The organism is Pseudomonas sp. GW456-L13 (assembly GCF_017350115.1).
Classification (GTDB): Bacteria; Pseudomonadota; Gammaproteobacteria; order Pseudomonadales; family Pseudomonadaceae; genus Aquipseudomonas; species Aquipseudomonas jessenii.
In genome coordinates this window covers 1,240,150-1,255,947 of the sequence record NZ_JACNAS010000001.1, presented here as the reverse complement: position 1 = coordinate 1,255,947, position 15,798 = coordinate 1,240,150, and the positions used below count along the sequence as shown (strand labels likewise).

Sequence of the window (15,798 nt, the reverse complement as noted above, 5' to 3'; positions counted from 1 at the left end):
GGCTGTTAAGCAAGGGAGGGGGTTATCGAGCGAGCAGCGCCTCGATGATGCGCTGGCAGGCGTTACCGTCGCCGTAGGGGTTATGGGCGTAACTCATGGTGCGGTAGGCGACCGTATCGGTCAGCAAACGATTCAACTCGCGGGCGATATCGGCGGTTTCGGTGCCGACCAGTTTCACCGTGCCTGCGGCAACAGCCTCTGGCCGTTCCGTGGTATCGCGCATCACCAGCACAGGTTTGCCCAGTGACGGCGCTTCCTCCTGGATGCCTCCGGAGTCGGTCAAAATGATATGCGCACGGCTCATCATGTGAACGAAAGGCAGGTAGTCCAGGGGATCGATCAGGTAGATGTTGTCAATGCCGGTGAGTAGACGATTGACGGGCTCGCGCACATTGGGATTGAGGTGCACGGGATAGACGATATCGACCCCTGGATGTTGCTGGGCAACCTCCATTAACGCCTGACAGATGCGCTCGAAGCCGTCACCGAAACTTTCCCGGCGATGGCCTGTCACGAGGATCAATTTTCTTGCAGGGTTGAGAAAGGCCGCCGGTGCAGAGGCTTGGGCAAGCAGTGCCTGGTCCTGATCGAGACGCTTGACGACATCCAGCAGGGCATCGATCACTGTGTTGCCAGTGACGACGATCGTGTCTGGATCAACGCCCTCGCGCAGCAGATTGGCTTGCGACGTTTCGGTTGGCGCAAAGTGCAGGTTGGCCAACGCCCCCGTGAGTTTTCGATTGCCTTCTTCCGGCCACGGAGAGTAGAGATTGCCCGTGCGCAAACCGGCTTCCACGTGCGCAACCGGAATCTGCTGGTAGTAGGCCGCGAGGCTGGCAGCAAAGGTGGTGGCGGTATCTCCGTGAACCAACACGATATCGGGTTTGAATTCCGCCAGGACTTTCTTCAGCCCTTGCAGGATCGCGCTGGTAACGTCGGTCAGGTCCTGGCCGGGTTTCATGATGTTCAGGTCGAAGTCCGGCTCAATGGCAAACAACCCCAGTACTTGATCGAGCATTTCACGGTGTTGGCCGGTGACGCAGACTTTCGCCTCAAAGCGTTCGTCTGCCGCCAGTGCCAACGCAAGTGGAGCCATTTTAATGGCCTCAGGACGGGTACCAAAAATGCATAGGGTCTTCATAGGGCGATCCATTGCTATGTTCGTAGCTGAAGGTGGAGGGATGTTTGGACTGACTAACAAATGTCGTTTCGGATCGATGCTGATAAAACAACGGCGACCCAACTTTTGTTGATCCAGAGAAATACGCCGAATTAATGGATAACCATTGATGTAGGGCTGTACGAATTTGATTTTTGCCACGCTACCGCCCCAGGATTAATTGCCAGTCCCTGAGAGCGTCACTATTTATTAATGTGTCTGCATTTTTTCAGCTGCAGGTAGCAAGGTGGAGTTGATATGGCTACCGCCATTCATTACTGCTCGACGGTAGCGGGGGTATAGACAGCAGTTAATTAACTAAACGTTCTCTGATTTATATTCGTAGTTGTAATAACCATAGTCGGCATAGCCATATTTGGCCGAGGCTCTTTTTTCAACACCATTGAAAATGGCGCCTTTCAAATCAACACCATTTTGTGCAAAGCGGCGCATGGTCAATTCAATTTCACGAACCGGGTTGAGCGCAAAGCGCGTCACAATCAAACTTGTACCCGACTGGCGACCGACAATCGCCGCATCCGTCACCGCCAGCAACGGTGGTGTATCCAGAATTACCAGGTCGTACTGGGCGCTGACTTGCTCCAGAAAGGCACTGAAGTTTGCATGCATTAGCAGTTCTGAAGGGTTGGGCGGTATTTGTCCGCGACCGATAACGTCAAGGTGCTCGAATTCAGTTTTATTGATCGCAGTTGCCAGGTCGCAGCGCTTGACGAGTAAATCAGAAAGCCCGTTTTCAGCGGGGGTTCCGAACACCTTATGCAAATACCCTTTGCGCATATCCACGTCGATCAGCAATACGCGCTGGCCGGTCTGAGCGATGACTGCGGCGAGGTTGGCGGAAACGAACGTTTTACCTACCTTGGGGCTCGGGCCGAAGATCATCAGACGATTATTGCTGGCTTCGAGCATGGCGAAGTGAAGGCTGGTGCGCAGGCTGCGCAATCCTTCTATGGCCAGGTCGGTGGGGTGACTGCTTGCCAGTATGGGGGCGGTGTTGTTAGCACGGCCTCGGCCACTTCGGAAGGTTTTGCTTTCTTCAGTTTTTTGCAGCGTGCTGAATGGAATGGATGCGTACACCGGCAACCCCAGCTGTTCAATTTGGTCCGGATTTTCCACGCCGCGGCTAAGGGCTTTGCGAAAAAGCACCACTGCAGTCGCCAGGAAAGCCCCGAGCAGGGTGGCGATGAGAACGATCAGGGGCTTCTTGGGTTTAACGGGCTTTTTCAGATCCACATCGGCGGTATCGATCAAGCGCACGTTGCCCACAGTGCCGGCACGCATTACATCCAGTTCCTGGGATTTATTCAGGAGCTGGGTATAAATTTCGGTGCTGACTTTTACGTCGCGGGTGAGGCTAAGGAGTTCTTGCTGTGTTGAAGGCAGGCCCTCGACTTTTTTGGCCAAACCGTCCTGCTTCGCTGTCAGTTCGCCTAATTGGCTGAGCAAAGCCCGATAGGCAGGGTGTTGACGGGTAAACTTGCGATCCATTTCCGCTTGCTGCAATTTCAGTTCGGAGATGCTGGTATCAAGCGCCACGATCTGATCGAGAATGGCTTTGGCTTCCAGGCTGATATCGATGGATTTACTACGAATTTGATACTTGTTCAGGGCGTTTTCGGCTTTTTCCAGGTCTTTTCGGACCTGAGGCAGTTGATCTTTTAGAAACTCCAGGCTTTGAGCGGCTTCGGCCGAAGTCCGCTCGACATTTTGCCGTACGTAGAGCTTGGCGATTTCATTGAGGATTTGAATGGCTTCAGCCGGTTTCTCGCTTTCAAGAGCAAGCCCGATCATGCCGGATTCTTTACCGCGCTCTGATACATCAAGTACCTTTTGGTACTTCAAAATACTGGTCAGACGTGGGTCACGCACAATGCTGAACGTTGTACCAGGATTAGCCTGCAACACTTCGACTTGCAGTTTAATGCCGTCCTGGTCATAGGCTTGGCCCGCTTGGCCTTCGATCAGGACATTGTCGTCTTCATCCAGCAAAGTGAAGTGGCCACTTTCACCGGTGATGAAAGTTAATTCCTGACCCAGAAGCTCTTGTGGGAGCTCGAGCTGAAATATTTTCAGGGTTTCGCCACCCCAGGCAAAACTGTTCATGCCAAGCCATGGCGTCGCGACCGTATTAACAGCGTCTGGTTTGAACCGACGAGCAATAAAGTCGCCGATCACCGGAAAACGGTTCGGCTCGACAGTGATATCGAGCGATAGATTGTCGACAACCTTACCGATGATGGCGCGCGATTTGATTAATTCAATTTCTGTGGCGGAAGGTGACTCTTTACCCAACATGCTGTTGATATCGGAGAAACCGAGTAAGTCATTCTTTTTTGCCTCCACCTGTAGCAAGGCAGTTGCCTGGTAAACAGGATTGGCCAACACCGCATAGGCCGTTCCAACGGCCATAGAGGCAGCAGTGATCCCGGCAATCAACCATTTATGATCGACCAGTGTCCCGAGTAGGCCCATCAAGTCGATATCATCATCGTCATGTGAGGTTAATGCTGGAGTTTGCTGCATAAGTGGGTTCTTTTTTAACAGGTATTCGAGGAGTGGTTTAGCGTGCGAGACGCTTTGCCCAGGCGGTTACTGCTTCTTCAATCAACGCGTATGCATGCACAAAAGCAGGTTTGCCTTGACGGTAGGGGTCGCTGATTTCGCGGTTGTTCTGCCACTTGCCCAGCAAGAGGACCTTGCCTCGCGCTTCAGGCGCGATCTTGAGAACACGGTCTATGTGCGACTGCTCCATCACCAGGATCAGATCCGATTCGCTGATGGCGGCAGGAGTCAGTTGATTGGCTTTGTGCTCTTCTGGCAGATGGCCATGCTCTTCCAGTACGATCCGGGCGGTGGGTTCGATCGGGTGATCTTGTAGTGCGCCAAGACCGGCAGAGCTAACTTCGATATCGGACTGCCCCAGTGCTGCTCGCAATAAATGTTCGGCAGTGGGACTTCGGCAAATGTTGCCAATGCAAACGATTAGAATCTTGTTAAACAAGGCAACCTCCCTGGAAATTCCACACTTGTGGTGATGTGCAATTGGAAAGACTAAAACTATGCTTTTCTTCAATGGCACTTTTGTGACGGCTTGCAGCTATTGGGTGTGTGCCTCTTTCCGTGAGGAGTTACCGTGCTGGATGAAGCTTTTGACTGCGAAGACTCTGGCCTGCTGGAATCCGGACTTGGAGTGTGCTTGACAGTTGCTATGCTAAAAATCATAACTGGCAACCCACGACAACATCAACCATTAAATGCCACGCGAGTATTGAAAGCATATGGCAAAAAAAATTCCATATATAAAGCCAGATATTAAATAACAGTTAAATAACATTGTTGGTTCCTGTCTGACGGTTTTTAACGTTTTTGGCTTTTTTGTGTTGTCCTGTATTGGAGTGTGTTAAACGTCTTGATACGTAATTTGATGCTAATGATGTTCGGGGTTTTGCCTTGGGCGAAGGGTTCACTAGCGTTCCTGTATTGCTAATAAGTTTCGTATGTTTTTGAAGGGTTACGTTTCCATGATCGGCCAACTCCGTTTTTCAGGTGCATTTCCATCCTTGGGAGAAATTCGTCGCAAGATCGATGAGAAAACCACGGAGCTACTTGACCACACAGGTGCAGAAGGGGCTGATTGTGTCCTTCCATAGTGCTTCGGCTGTTCAAATGACCTTGCCTGAGAGTCTCACCTCTAGCGCATGGTATTTGGTGCAATGCAAGGCGAGCCAGGACGAGCGTGCAGAGATCAATCTGGTTAACCAGGGGTATACCTGTTTTCGCCCTACGCATCGGCGCGAGCGTGAGATGCAGGGGCGCAGGAGGATTGTTCGCGAATCGCTGTTTCCGGGTTATCTGTTTATCCAGCTCGGCTTAGGTGAGAGTTGGGCGCCTTTGCGTTCTACTCGCGGTGTATTGCGAATTGTCAGTTTTGGAGGCAAACCGGTACCCGTAGGTGATGACTTGATCGCACAACTTCATGAGCACGATAGCGGAACCCCTGTGGAGGCTCGGTTTGCCTGTGGAGAGCGGGTGCGTATCAATGAGGGGCCTTTTGTCGATGTGGAAGCGATCTTCCTGGCGATGGAGGGCGAGCAGCGAGTGTTGCTCCTGATGACATTGCTGCAACGTGAGCAAAGAATCAGCATGCCCTTGGTTGGTATCAGTAAGCATTGACACGGAGCGTTGCTCCCGGCCTGCCAATCAACAAGCAGATACCGCCTGGCAACAAGGTCAGTTGCCGTCGTCTTAGTTCCCCCCCCCGTAGGCATTTAGCTTTTGTCGCAGCACCAGGAAAGCAGCGGTCTCAGCCAGGGCCGCTGCTTTGCGGCGTAACTGGCGTTCCAGTTCGCAAATACGGTGTTTGTCGTCACGCGATTACCCGGTATCCACTTATTTAGCGGTCAACTGCTGCCGTTGCGCCTGCCTGAAGGTAAGTCCGGGCGTGCCGAATCGCCCTGAATCTGGTCAAAAAGCTGTACGGTATCGAGCGGAGACTTAAAAGAAGTTGGCGATGAGCATCGCCACGAGAGTCGACAGCAGAACAACCTGCCGGTGTTGGTGTAGTTGCAGGCATGGCTGGGAAAAACCAGCCACTAGTGACGGCGCAAGCGCACTGGGTAAATGGCTTGCGTCCCCTGGTTAGCCTGCAGGCGTCCCCTCAATAAATGTCTTTTGACAGCAAGGTGAACGGCGTCTTCACCAGGATTTTCACATCCAGCCACAACGACCAGTTATTGATGTACTTGAGGTCGATCTCGACGCGCTTCTGCATCTTGTCGATGGTGTCGGTCTCGCCGCGGCACCCGTTGATTTGAGCCAGCCCGGTGATCCCCGGTTTGATTCGATGGCGAGCCATGTAGGCGAGAATCTTGCCGGAGTAGTAGTTGTTGTGCGCAACGGCATGAGGGCGAGGTCCGACCAGCGCCATATGACCTTGCAATACATTGAACAGCTGCGGCAACTCGTCAATGGAAGTGCGACGGATAAAGCGCCCGATCGGGGTAATTCGCGAGTCGTTACGACTGGCTTGCTTCACCTCGTGATCGTCGTGAACGCGCATGGATCGAAACTTCCAGACTTTGATGACCTTCCCGTTCCACCCGTGGCGGTCCTGTTTGAAAAATACCGGACCATGGGAGGTGAATTTGACGGCCAGGCCAATGATCAAAAGTAACGGGCTTAGAGCGATAATGGCCATCAGCGCCACGCATTTATCGAGCAGGCTTTTGCTCAACGCGGCAGTGGGTTGGCTGGTCAGCGGGCATTCAATCAAATGGATTGCCGGCATGCCATCCACATCACTGACCGAGTGATTGAGCAGCGTCAGGCTGTTCAAGTCCGGGACCCAGACAACATCGACGTGGGCATCCAGCAAGTCGACATACATTTCTTCGATTTGTACCGCTTCGCTCAGGGGGAGCGTGATGTACAGGCGTCGGATGTCATGAGTCTTGATCAGTTCGAGCAGTTCCTCTTGCGGGCCTACAACCGGTGGCGCGCCTGTCTCCAGCAAAGGAGTGGTGTCGGAGCTTACCAGGCCGACCAATGGGAAGTGCTCGAGGGCACGAAGCTTGTTAGCCAGTCCCAGTGCCAGCTCGCCAGTACCCACTATCAGCGTTCTGCGCTCAACTTGAAGCGCCCGTTGGTAGTACTTCGAAAAACCATGCAGTGGGACGTACAACAGTGCCTGTCCGATGTAGCTGCCGATAGCCCATACAAGAATGATTTGACGGGAAAACAGTTCGTTGGCCTTACAGAGAAAGGCGACAATAGCTAACGCTGCCAGTGTCATTGACCAACCCATCAGTAGTCTTATCAACCCTTCCAGGTAATTGTCTTTCTTTGCATAGACGCCGCACCATGTATAGGCCGGAACCGATGCAAGCACCGTAAGCGTTGCGCATACTCGATAATAGAACTCTACCGTTCCAGTCTGGTAATAAACCATTAGAAGTAACAGGGCGACAACAAAGCCCTGACCCAGTGCCCACTGTCCCCAGAAGGTCAGTCCTTTGAGAGTGGTATTTCGATTGATACGAAGATTGTTAACCATACGTTATCCCCAAAATACGTCCATTCGCGTTTCGACAGACAAAAGCCAAAATTAATGAAATAAGAGTTATTGTTCATGTTAGATGGCGGAGCATTGATGATCGAAACGCCAAGAGGGCGGCGCCGTCATCAATGGATAGATTAAGTTATTAGGGGGAGCACTGTCTGACGACTTTTAACGAGTGGGCGGTGTATATGGTTGATATATCTGGGCGAGAGCGGCGTTAGAAATAGTCTGGATTCAACTTTATTAACACGGCTTTTTAGAGGCGGGGCGGGTGGAGAGGGGGGGAGATAAATTGGCGTGCTTTTTTATTGTTGTATTGCACTGCCGGGGCGAACGCCTGAATGGTTCAGGCTGATTTTTTTACGCGTACGATTTTTTGTATCAGGCAGTACCCACGATTCCTTACTGCACGGAAAAGACGTTCGCCGTTACTGGCGTTTTTAAACTTATCCTGTAGTCGGCTCAGGCACATTTCGAGACCCCGATAGTGTTCAGGTTCTCTGCCGATGCTGCGGATAAGATCGTCCTTGCTGACCACGCGATCTTCATGGTGCAGCATTTTTTTCAGCAGCGTGGCCTCCAGGCCAGTCAAGGCAATCTCCACGCCATCTTTGGTCAGCGCGCCGTTGGCATCGCTCAGTCGCCAGGTTTCAGTCAGTGGAGCGTGCGGTTTGGCCGCCTGGGAGACGCATTCCCTGGTGTCATCTCTGGCGTTGTCCGCAGTTGATGTGAAGTGAGTAAATTTCGTTACGGATTGGACTGCTTGCCATTCGGACTTGAACGTCGAAAGGATGCGCTGGGTATCATGCTTGATAACCGGAGGAACCATCTTGGCTACCTGCGGGGAAATAAATTCCATAAGCTTGGGGGCGGAAGTGGGTGGGGCAACGCCTTCATAAAACATCTTTGCCTGTGACGTGCCGTAACTGTTATATCGCTTGCTGGTCAGTAATGCCTCAAGCTCTAGTTGTAGTGCGGGGTTGTGAGTAACCACGACAAAGTATTTTCTAGGGAGGTTTGTGCTGCTATCCATGGCTCTCTCCTGATTTGCACATCTGGGTGTTGATTTAAAGGTTGTCGGCGGGGGAGTAATGGCTCCCTTGGAAGTAATCAAAGGGCAGCGCACGTGCCAGTATATGGCTGGCAGCATGCTCGACTCTGTCTGCTATAAAGGAGACTTTTGTGTTGTGAGTGAGCATGGTCATGCGTTCGTGGAGGCGATTGAATAATTCTGGATTGCCGCTGAGCTTGAGACTCAAGTCTAGAGAGGAAGTGGAAATCTTTATATAGTCGAATAGATTCAGGGTTGTAAAGATTTCGATACTTTCATCGTCGATGTTGTAATCGTCGAGCGCGATTTCTATGCCGTGATCTTTCAATAGATACACGTTATGAAGGATTTTCTTTTTTTCTGCGAAGCTGACTGCCGAGAGGGGTAGTTCATTGAGCGCGATAACCAGTGTCTGGCCAAATTCGCGCAGAGCAGCGCCGGACTGTATCAACTCTTCCGTGAGCGCAGAGTTGGCGAGGTCCGACTGTTTTACGCAAACAAAACTACGGCTTAAGTACTTGCTCCCGTTAGTGGTGTCGCGATCTTTTAGTGAGAACGCAATCAGCCTGGTTTGCATCAGTACTTCACTGTAGATCCCACTCATCTGATACGCCTCTGGCGCGCAGGGCGCGGAAGCAGAATCGTCAAAATGTATTCTGATCTCGCTGGCAAACGGGCAGTCATCCCGAGTGAGGATCAATTGTCGAGACAGGTAATGCTCTGCGTGATCGTAGAATCGCACGCTCCCTGTTGCGTTCATAAAACAGAAACTCCCTTTTACATTAAGAATCAGGTTGTCGAGATCAGACCCCTGATTAAACGATATCCATGCCCACGGATACTTTGAATGGCGTTGGTTCCATACATGCCTTTTATTTTGCCGCGAAGGCGACTGATCGACTTTTCCAAGGCTCTTGGGTCATAAAAATTTATATTCAGCCCCATGATCCTGGCGATTTCATCATGGCTCAATATTTGGTTTTTGGTCTGAGAAAAAGCCTCAAGAATTTTCATTTCTGCAAACGATACATCAAGTTTTTTATACTCGCCAATCAGGCACATGCGAGTGGGGTCCAAAAGCAAATTATGCTTTTTTTGCCATTCTGGACTGTTAAAAAATTCGGACAGTACATCAGACTTTTTGTCTGCAAGAGTATCGCAATTAATACAGTAGTCGGCCCCGGCAAAATAATACTTCATCTTGTTGTAGGTGCCTCTACCGGTGATGGCTACGAAAATTATTGACGCCAGATTTTCGACGCGAATATTTTCTACCGCGGTGAGGCTTTCAACAAATGCTTGAGGGCTGTCGATTACGATAAAAATTGCACGGTATGAATCAGTATTCTTGTTTCTTTTGAATGAGTTGCTATAGCACATTGCATCAACGGCAATATCCTTGCCTACGTGGCTTGCGACTAATTCCCTAAAGCCCTCAGCTAGCGTGTGGGTTCGCCCAACGGTGAGAATACCTTTCTCCTCCTTCGCGTAGCTGTGGTCTGTAGTCGTTATTTTCCCTGTAAGCATCATGCTTTGACTCGGCTGGGTGCTGGCATTTGAATGTTAAAGCACCCATTCTCGGTTGTGACTGACAATTGGTAACATTTCACTCGTTTTTCAAGCGGTCGCTATCTTTTTTTAACGTTGCTGGTGATTCTCACGTGATCGTTTGCTTACCAATGGCTCAAGAGGCCTGATGGCCTATTGGAATCTCGCGGGCTGACAGGTCATATCATTGTGCCATCTTTTGTCCCGATGTCCCGGTTTTTCGCATCAATACGACCGTGGATGCCGCTAAAGTTCCCGCGGCTTGATTTTTTTCATTGGGTGCCATGAGGCAGTAGGGCTTTGTTGATTCAAGTGCGAGTGATTGCTCTTGTTTGGCTCGGAGCTATCCAATATTAACCGTTATATAACGTTCATGTTGGTGGTGTTGACCATGGACATTTCATAACATTGAGTTTTATTAGTTTGTCTAATGCGCTTTACTTTCGTGTTGGCGTTGAATCAGAGCGAAGTCGACGCATGGGTATTTGTCGTTGAGGGAGGAATTAATGGATCTTTGGACAACCATATCAGTGTTGGTTTTAGGGATGGTCGAAGGTCTGACGGAGTTTTTGCCGATATCAAGTACAGGGCACCAGATTGTTGTCGCGGACTTGCTCAGCTTCGGCGGCGAGCGAGCCATGGCTTTTAACATCATCATTCAATTGGGCGCGATCCTGGCAGTTGTCTGGGAGTTCCGTCGCAAGATTCTCGAGATCGTTACCGGCTTACCGACTCAACGCAATGCACAACGTTTCACCTTGAATCTATTGATCGGTTTTCTTCCGGCAGTGGTCCTGGGGGTGTTGTTCGCCGATAAGATCCATGAGTATCTGTTTAATCCAATCACTGTAGCAGTGGCATTAGTGGTGGGTGGCATCATCATGTTGTGGGCCGAGCAGCGGGAACATGTGGTGTCTGTCGAGCATGTTGACGATATGCGCTGGGCCGACGCCCTCAAGGTCGGTTTCGCGCAATGCCTGGCCATGATCCCGGGCACCTCGCGCTCCGGATCGACGATTATCGGTGGGTTGCTGTTTGGTCTGTCGCGTAAGGCTGCCACGGAGTTTTCGTTTTTTCTGGCGATGCCGACCATGGTCGGTGCAGCAGTGTATTCAGGCTATAAGTATCGGGATCTGTTTCAGGCTGGCGACCTGCCAGTATTTGCGCTGGGTTTCGTGACGGCGTTCTTTTTCGCCATGATCGCCGTGCGTGGTTTGCTCAAGTTCATCGCCAGCCACAGTTACGCCGTGTTCGCCTGGTACCGGATCGGATTCGGTTTGCTGATTCTGGCAACGTGGGTATTCGGTTGGGTTGACTGGACCGAAGCTGCAGCGCTCTGACACTTGCACCAGGCTGCAGGACATGCAGCCTGGTCGCAGGGCAGCGGCTAACCGTTAACGCCCCTCAAGCAACTCCGCCGCTTGATCCAGCAAGGCCAAAGGTTCTTTGGCCTTGTGAATATCCACCGACAATAACTGCCGAAACTTGCGTGCTCCCGGAAACCCGGTGCCCAGCCCGAGCACATGCCGGGTGATGTGGTGCATCGAACCACCTGCAGCGATGTGCGCCGCTATATAAGGACGCAACTGCGCCAGCGCCTCAGCCCGGCTGATCACCGGCGCCGTGCTGCCGAACAGCTGCTGATCCACCTCGGCCATCACATAGGGGTTGTGATACGCCTCGCGGCCCAACATCACGCCGTCGAACGTCTGCAAATGTTCGTGGCAGGCCTCCAGCGTCTTGATCCCGCCGTTGAGAATAATCTCCAGTTCAGGAAAGTCCGCCTTCAACCGCGCCGCCACGTCATAACGCAGTGGCGGGATGTCACGGTTCTCCTTCGGCGACAATCCCTCCAGAATCGCGATCCGCGCATGCACGGTAAAACTGGTGCACCCGGCATCCCGCACCGTGCCGACGAAATCACACAGCTCCTCGTAACTGTCCCGGCCATTGATCCCGATACGGTGCTTGACCGTCACCGGAATCGACACCGCATCACGCATCGCCTTCACACAATCGGCCACCAACTGCGGATGCCCCATCAGGCACGCGCCGATCATATTGTTCTGCACCCGATCACTCGGGCAGCCGACATTCAGGTTCACCTCGTCGTAACCATGCTCCTGAGCCATACGCGCGCAGGCAGCCAGGTCCAGTGGAACACTGCCGCCGAGTTGCAGGGCGAGCGGGTGTTCGGTTTCGTTGTGACGCAGGAAGCGTTCGTGGTCGCCGTTGAGAAGCGCGCCAGTGGTGACCATTTCGGTGTAGAGCAGGGCGTTTTTTGACAATAGGCGCAGGAAGAAGCGGCAGTGTCTATCAGTCCAATCCATCATGGGTGCAACAGAAAACCTCCTGGATACCGAATCTGCTGGATAGGCCAGGTTTTCTGTGGGTTTCATCGGCATTTAGCTACTTCTCATTTGCTACGGTTTACTACGGTTTTTGCTTAATATTGAGTGAGCCTTGCTGCTATGTATCAACGCAAACCACTCGTGTAGCAAAATCCATGGGATCGATCACCGTTCGCAAGCGCAAGGATGGCTCTGCAGCGTACACCGCACAGATCCGCATCATGCAAAAGGGTATGACAGTTTATCAGGAAAGCCAGACCTTCGATCGCAAGACCACGACCCAAGCCCGGCTCAAGCGGCGCGAAGCTGAGCTGGCCGAACCTGGTGCAATTGCCAAGGCCCATCGCAAGGGCGTGACGGTCAAGGAAATGATCGAGCCCCCTCGGCCTCCCGTTTCCGGGGTGCCGAGGGCACTAATGCCGGTAACGCTAGTCAGATCTTGCCGAAATTGACACAGCAGTAGCCCATATCGTCCTTCTCCTGGGCCTGCCGGAATTCATACGGCACCCATTCGCAACGCGTGACCAGGCCTGGGCTATTCAGTCCTTTGAGAAATGGCAGCAGCCTGCCGTTACTCAAGTCGCCACCGTAGCCGATCTCAGACACATAGAGCACGTGGATCGGTTTCTTGTCGCGCAAAAAGGCAAAATATGTCATGTGGTCCACTACGACATTTTCTGCCGACTCCGCAGGAATACCACATGACGCCCCCAGTTTGTTGATTGAATCCAAGTGAAGCTGAGTCCCCAGCACCGGAATCGAAAGTGGCTGCCCGGGCAAGCTCGATTGAGCGAAGGAGGAGTTGCGTGTGATGTCAGGGGTCACGAGGGCTAACAGTGTCACCATCGACGCCATAGACAGCAGCAACAACAGTGAATAGGCGACTAGCGTGGGTATGTTACTCGGCTTCACTGCGCGTCGGGAATGCATCAACAGGGCTGTGATGATGATCGACACAGGCATGAATTGAATGCCTGCATAAAAATTCTGGATGTTGTAAAAAAACGCATTGATCAAATCTGCGCCGACCAACAACAGCGCCAGCACCACAGACGCAGACACTTGGCGGCGAACCACTTGGAACAGAAATACCGGGATGCTTACAACGTGGATTCCGATAATAAACGCGTACAGAAAATAATAAATGGCAAGATTGAGGTACGGCAACTCTTCAAAGCTACCGACCATAGGAGGCAGCCAGCCTGATTGAAAAGTGGCATTAAAGGTCAGATGTATCAACACCCGGTCAGGGAAGCTTATTAAATTATTGTATGCGGCGCTGACAAACTCAGCTGGTGCAGAGAACAGCATACCCGGTAACAATGTGTTGGCCGCCAGCATTTTTTGAATGTTCGGCGCATCCTGACAACCCGCCAGCGCGCTGAAATAGTGAAAGTTCTGAATGCACAGAACCACGACGAACAGCCACAAGCCATAGCGAATCGCTTTGTGGTACGTTGCCGTCGCGAACCACACGGCCGCTAGCGCGAATGGTGCATAGAACATGCTCTTCGGGTGAGCATAGAAAAATAATGTCAGCAACAATGCAAGCCCAACAGTCATTGCCACCTGCGCGCGCGCAGACTTCTGCTCCTTGAAGAAGAGCGCCAACAAACAAAGCACCAGGATCGGCAGCATCAGAAGTTGTTCAGGGCGCGACAAGACCCACAGATAGGGTAGGACGCCCAGTGAAGCCACCGCCACCAATCCAGCGAAACGCTGAAGAGCCCCTCCAACATCACGCGCCTGCGCCAAGCACCAATACGCGAGCAAGGCAAACCAGATCAGCGATAAAGAAATCCCGCTCACTCTCAAGCCAAAAGGACCCAGGTGGGCATAGATCGCCGACAGTAATATACCGGCCGGATAAAATACCCATGAAACTGTCCGCCCTGCAGTTGTTGTGCATTGTGGATAAAGGGTAACCGCATTTCCGTCCTCCAGAAATAGCCGCGCAACCCTGAATTTTGTCATGACTTCATCGGAGTAAACCGGAAGAAATACCCCGCTCAGTAATACAGCAAAGAACAATGCCAGAACAATTATTGGAATTTTATTTGTTAAAATATCTCTCATTCTTCAACACCCAGTCGATTTAAAAATCGATTATTCTATCTTCGTCAGTAAAGGCTTATTAATCGGCGCCAATGATAGCCCAATCCCAGCATTGAACCTGCATTGTACCCATTGAACCTGAAAGCTCTCTGGAAACTCCAAGTAAGTCCTCAGATGTGCTGAAATGCGCTCTGACTACCTGAAGCGAGCCTGTAAAATCACTTCGTTACGCCAGTTCGCCCGGTAAGCCCCCATTTTTAGTACTCGCCAAAAGTAGAGGTCAGGCCACTAGTGTGCTGAGCGGTTAGTTCATTTATCTACTGATAACGATATACCGTGCGTCCAATGTCATGGGTGCAGCTACGCAGTGTGCAGATCAGCAATTGCACGCTGCGTGTTCCTCTTCAGGATATGGCGCGCTGTAGCGAGTCGACGATACCTGCCTGTTGTTCCGTTGTCAGCCCCACCCACAGTGGCAAGCGAATCAAGCACTCCGACAGGGTGTCTGTATTTGTCATCGCGCCATGTTGTCGGCCGTAGCGCAGTCCTGCCGGTGAGGAATGCAGCGGTACGTAATGGAACACCGGGTGGATATTGTCGTGTTTAAGTTTCTCTAGCGTGCGTTGGCGATCGATGCCGGGAGCAAGCAAGACATAGTACATGTGTGCATTGTGTGTGCAATCTGCCGGAATGATCGGGCGGCGTACTGCGCCTGTCGATTCAAGCCCTTCGAGCGCTTGGTGATAGTGGTTCCAGCTGCCCAGGCGATTTTGTGTAATCGACTGTGCCTCTTCCAGCTGCGCCCAAAGAAAAGCGGCGGTCAATTCACCTGGCAGGTAGGAAGAACCGACTTCCTGCCAAGTGTACTTGTCCACTTCACCTCTGAAGAAACGGCTGCGGTCCGTACCTTTCTCCCGAATAACCTCGGCGCGTAATGACAGTGTCGGGTCGTTAACCAGTAGCGCGCCGCCTTCGCCGGATATCACGTTCTTGGTTTCATGGAAGCTATATGCGCCCAGATCACCAATACTGCCCAAGGCTCTTCCTTTATAGGAGGCCATGACCCCCTGCGCAGCATCCTCAACCACGCGGAGACCGTGCCGGCGGGCGATCTCCATAATCGTGTCCATTTCGCATGCGACGCCAGCGTAGTGAACCGGAACGATTGCCTTGGTGCGAGGTGTAATCGCAGCCTCAATCAAGCGTTCGTCCAGGTTCAGTGTGTCTTCTCTGATATCGACAAACACCGGTATTCCACCGCGCAATACAAAAGCGTTGGCAGTGGAGACGAAGGTGTAAGAGGGCATGATGACCTCATCCCCAGGTTCAATATTCAGCAATAGGGCTGACATTTCCAGGGCAGCAGTACAAGAGTGCGTCAACAGTGCCTTTTCGCTGGCGGTGTACTGTTCAAGCCACTGATGGCAACGTCGAGTGAAGGGGCCGTCTCCAGCAAGCTTATTAAGGAACTTTGCTTCTGCAATATAGTAAAGTTCCTTTCCCGTCATGAAAGGGCGATTGAAGGGAATTTTAACGTCGCTCACTGTAGGTCTCC

The 15,798-nt window shown here is 51.9% G+C and carries 12 protein-coding genes and 2 pseudogenes; 3 read left to right on the top strand and 11 right to left on the bottom strand.

Annotation, left to right across the window (positions count from 1 at the left end):
• Positions 1-22 precede the first annotated feature (22 nt).
• The 3 genes from wecB to J4D25_RS05660 form a co-directional block, all read right to left on the bottom strand.
• Positions 23-1,141: a non-hydrolyzing UDP-N-acetylglucosamine 2-epimerase gene (gene wecB / locus J4D25_RS05670; RefSeq protein ID WP_057715623.1), complete on the bottom strand. Its 1,119-nt coding sequence runs from the start codon at positions 1,139-1,141 to the stop codon at positions 23-25.
• A 336-nt stretch (positions 1,142-1,477) separates the two neighbouring features.
• Positions 1,478-3,703, bottom strand: a complete 2,226-nt coding sequence (locus J4D25_RS05665) for a polysaccharide biosynthesis tyrosine autokinase (RefSeq protein WP_057715622.1) — start codon at positions 3,701-3,703, stop codon at positions 1,478-1,480.
• 37 nt (positions 3,704-3,740) lie between these two features.
• On the bottom strand, positions 3,741-4,181 hold the full coding sequence (locus J4D25_RS05660; RefSeq protein ID WP_079246779.1) for a low molecular weight protein-tyrosine-phosphatase: 441 nt from the start codon (positions 4,179-4,181) through the stop codon (positions 3,741-3,743).
• A 665-nt stretch (positions 4,182-4,846) separates the two neighbouring features.
• Between J4D25_RS05660 and rfaH the strand changes: the two genes are divergently transcribed.
• Positions 4,847-5,353 carry a transcription/translation regulatory transformer protein RfaH gene (gene rfaH, locus J4D25_RS05655; RefSeq protein WP_057716639.1) on the top strand — a complete coding sequence of 169 codons (507 nt, stop codon included), beginning with the start codon at positions 4,847-4,849 and terminating at the stop codon, positions 5,351-5,353.
• 23 nt (positions 5,354-5,376) lie between these two features.
• Here rfaH and J4D25_RS27255 read toward each other — a convergent pair.
• The 5 genes and pseudogenes from J4D25_RS27255 to J4D25_RS05635 form a co-directional block, all read right to left on the bottom strand.
• Positions 5,377-5,554: pseudogene (locus J4D25_RS27255) on the bottom strand (IS3 family transposase); the annotation flags it as partial.
• 283 nt (positions 5,555-5,837) lie between these two features.
• Positions 5,838-7,232, bottom strand: coding sequence for an undecaprenyl-phosphate glucose phosphotransferase (locus J4D25_RS05650; RefSeq protein WP_057715620.1), 1,395 nt, complete (start codon positions 7,230-7,232; stop codon positions 5,838-5,840).
• Between the two features lie 352 nt (positions 7,233-7,584).
• Positions 7,585-8,271 carry a winged helix-turn-helix domain-containing protein gene (locus J4D25_RS05645; protein ID WP_057715619.1) on the bottom strand — a complete coding sequence of 229 codons (687 nt, stop codon included), beginning with the start codon at positions 8,269-8,271 and terminating at the stop codon, positions 7,585-7,587.
• A 34-nt stretch (positions 8,272-8,305) separates the two neighbouring features.
• Positions 8,306-9,049 (bottom strand): EAL domain-containing protein, encoded by a 744-nt coding sequence (locus J4D25_RS05640; RefSeq protein ID WP_057715618.1) that lies wholly within the window; start codon positions 9,047-9,049, stop codon positions 8,306-8,308.
• A 29-nt stretch (positions 9,050-9,078) separates the two neighbouring features.
• On the bottom strand, positions 9,079-9,819 hold the full coding sequence (locus J4D25_RS05635; RefSeq protein WP_057715617.1) for a winged helix-turn-helix domain-containing protein: 741 nt from the start codon (positions 9,817-9,819) through the stop codon (positions 9,079-9,081).
• Between the two features lie 524 nt (positions 9,820-10,343).
• On the opposite strand from J4D25_RS05635, the gene J4D25_RS05630 reads away from it, so the two are divergent.
• A complete protein-coding gene (locus tag J4D25_RS05630) occupies positions 10,344-11,177 on the top strand; it encodes an undecaprenyl-diphosphate phosphatase (protein ID WP_057715616.1) in 834 nt (277 codons plus the stop codon).
• Positions 11,178-11,231: 54 nt separating this feature from the next.
• Here the strand turns inward: J4D25_RS05630 and dusA are convergent, their stop codons facing one another.
• Entirely contained in the window at positions 11,232-12,236 is a 1,005-nt protein-coding gene (gene dusA, locus J4D25_RS05625; protein WP_079246828.1) for a tRNA dihydrouridine(20/20a) synthase DusA, read from the bottom strand.
• A gap of 107 nt (positions 12,237-12,343) precedes the next feature.
• Here dusA and J4D25_RS05620 point away from each other — a divergent pair.
• Positions 12,344-12,565: pseudogene (locus J4D25_RS05620) on the top strand (site-specific integrase); the annotation flags it as partial.
• Between the two features lie 55 nt (positions 12,566-12,620).
• Here the strand turns inward: J4D25_RS05620 and J4D25_RS05615 are convergent.
• Entirely contained in the window at positions 12,621-14,264 is a 1,644-nt protein-coding gene (locus J4D25_RS05615) for a hypothetical protein (RefSeq protein WP_057715614.1), read from the bottom strand.
• Between the two features lie 383 nt (positions 14,265-14,647).
• Entirely contained in the window at positions 14,648-15,787 is a 1,140-nt protein-coding gene (rffA, locus tag J4D25_RS05610) for a dTDP-4-amino-4,6-dideoxygalactose transaminase (RefSeq protein ID WP_079246778.1), read from the bottom strand.
• Positions 15,788-15,798: the final 11 nt, after the last annotated feature.

Bases quoted from the DNA above. Each gene is read 5' to 3' on its own strand.
- J4D25_RS05630 (WP_057715616.1), top strand. From the start codon at position 10,344: ATGGATCTTTGGACAACCATATCAGTGTTGGTTTTAGGGATGGTCGAA.
- wecB (WP_057715623.1), bottom strand. From the start codon at position 1,141: ATGAAGACCCTATGCATTTTTGGTACCCGTCCTGAGGCCATTAAAATG.
- J4D25_RS05635 (WP_057715617.1), bottom strand. From the start codon at position 9,819: ATGATGCTTACAGGGAAAATAACGACTACAGACCACAGCTACGCGAAG.
- J4D25_RS05665 (WP_057715622.1), bottom strand. From the start codon at position 3,703: ATGCAGCAAACTCCAGCATTAACCTCACATGACGATGATGATATCGAC.
- J4D25_RS05640 (WP_057715618.1), bottom strand. From the start codon at position 9,049: ATGAACGCAACAGGGAGCGTGCGATTCTACGATCACGCAGAGCATTAC.
- J4D25_RS05645 (WP_057715619.1), bottom strand. From the start codon at position 8,271: ATGGATAGCAGCACAAACCTCCCTAGAAAATACTTTGTCGTGGTTACT.
- rfaH (WP_057716639.1), top strand. From the start codon at position 4,847: ATGACCTTGCCTGAGAGTCTCACCTCTAGCGCATGGTATTTGGTGCAA.
- J4D25_RS05615 (WP_057715614.1), bottom strand. From the start codon at position 14,264: ATGAGAGATATTTTAACAAATAAAATTCCAATAATTGTTCTGGCATTG.
- dusA (WP_079246828.1), bottom strand. From the start codon at position 12,236: ATGAAACCCACAGAAAACCTGGCCTATCCAGCAGATTCGGTATCCAGG.
- J4D25_RS05650 (WP_057715620.1), bottom strand. From the start codon at position 7,232: ATGGTTAACAATCTTCGTATCAATCGAAATACCACTCTCAAAGGACTG.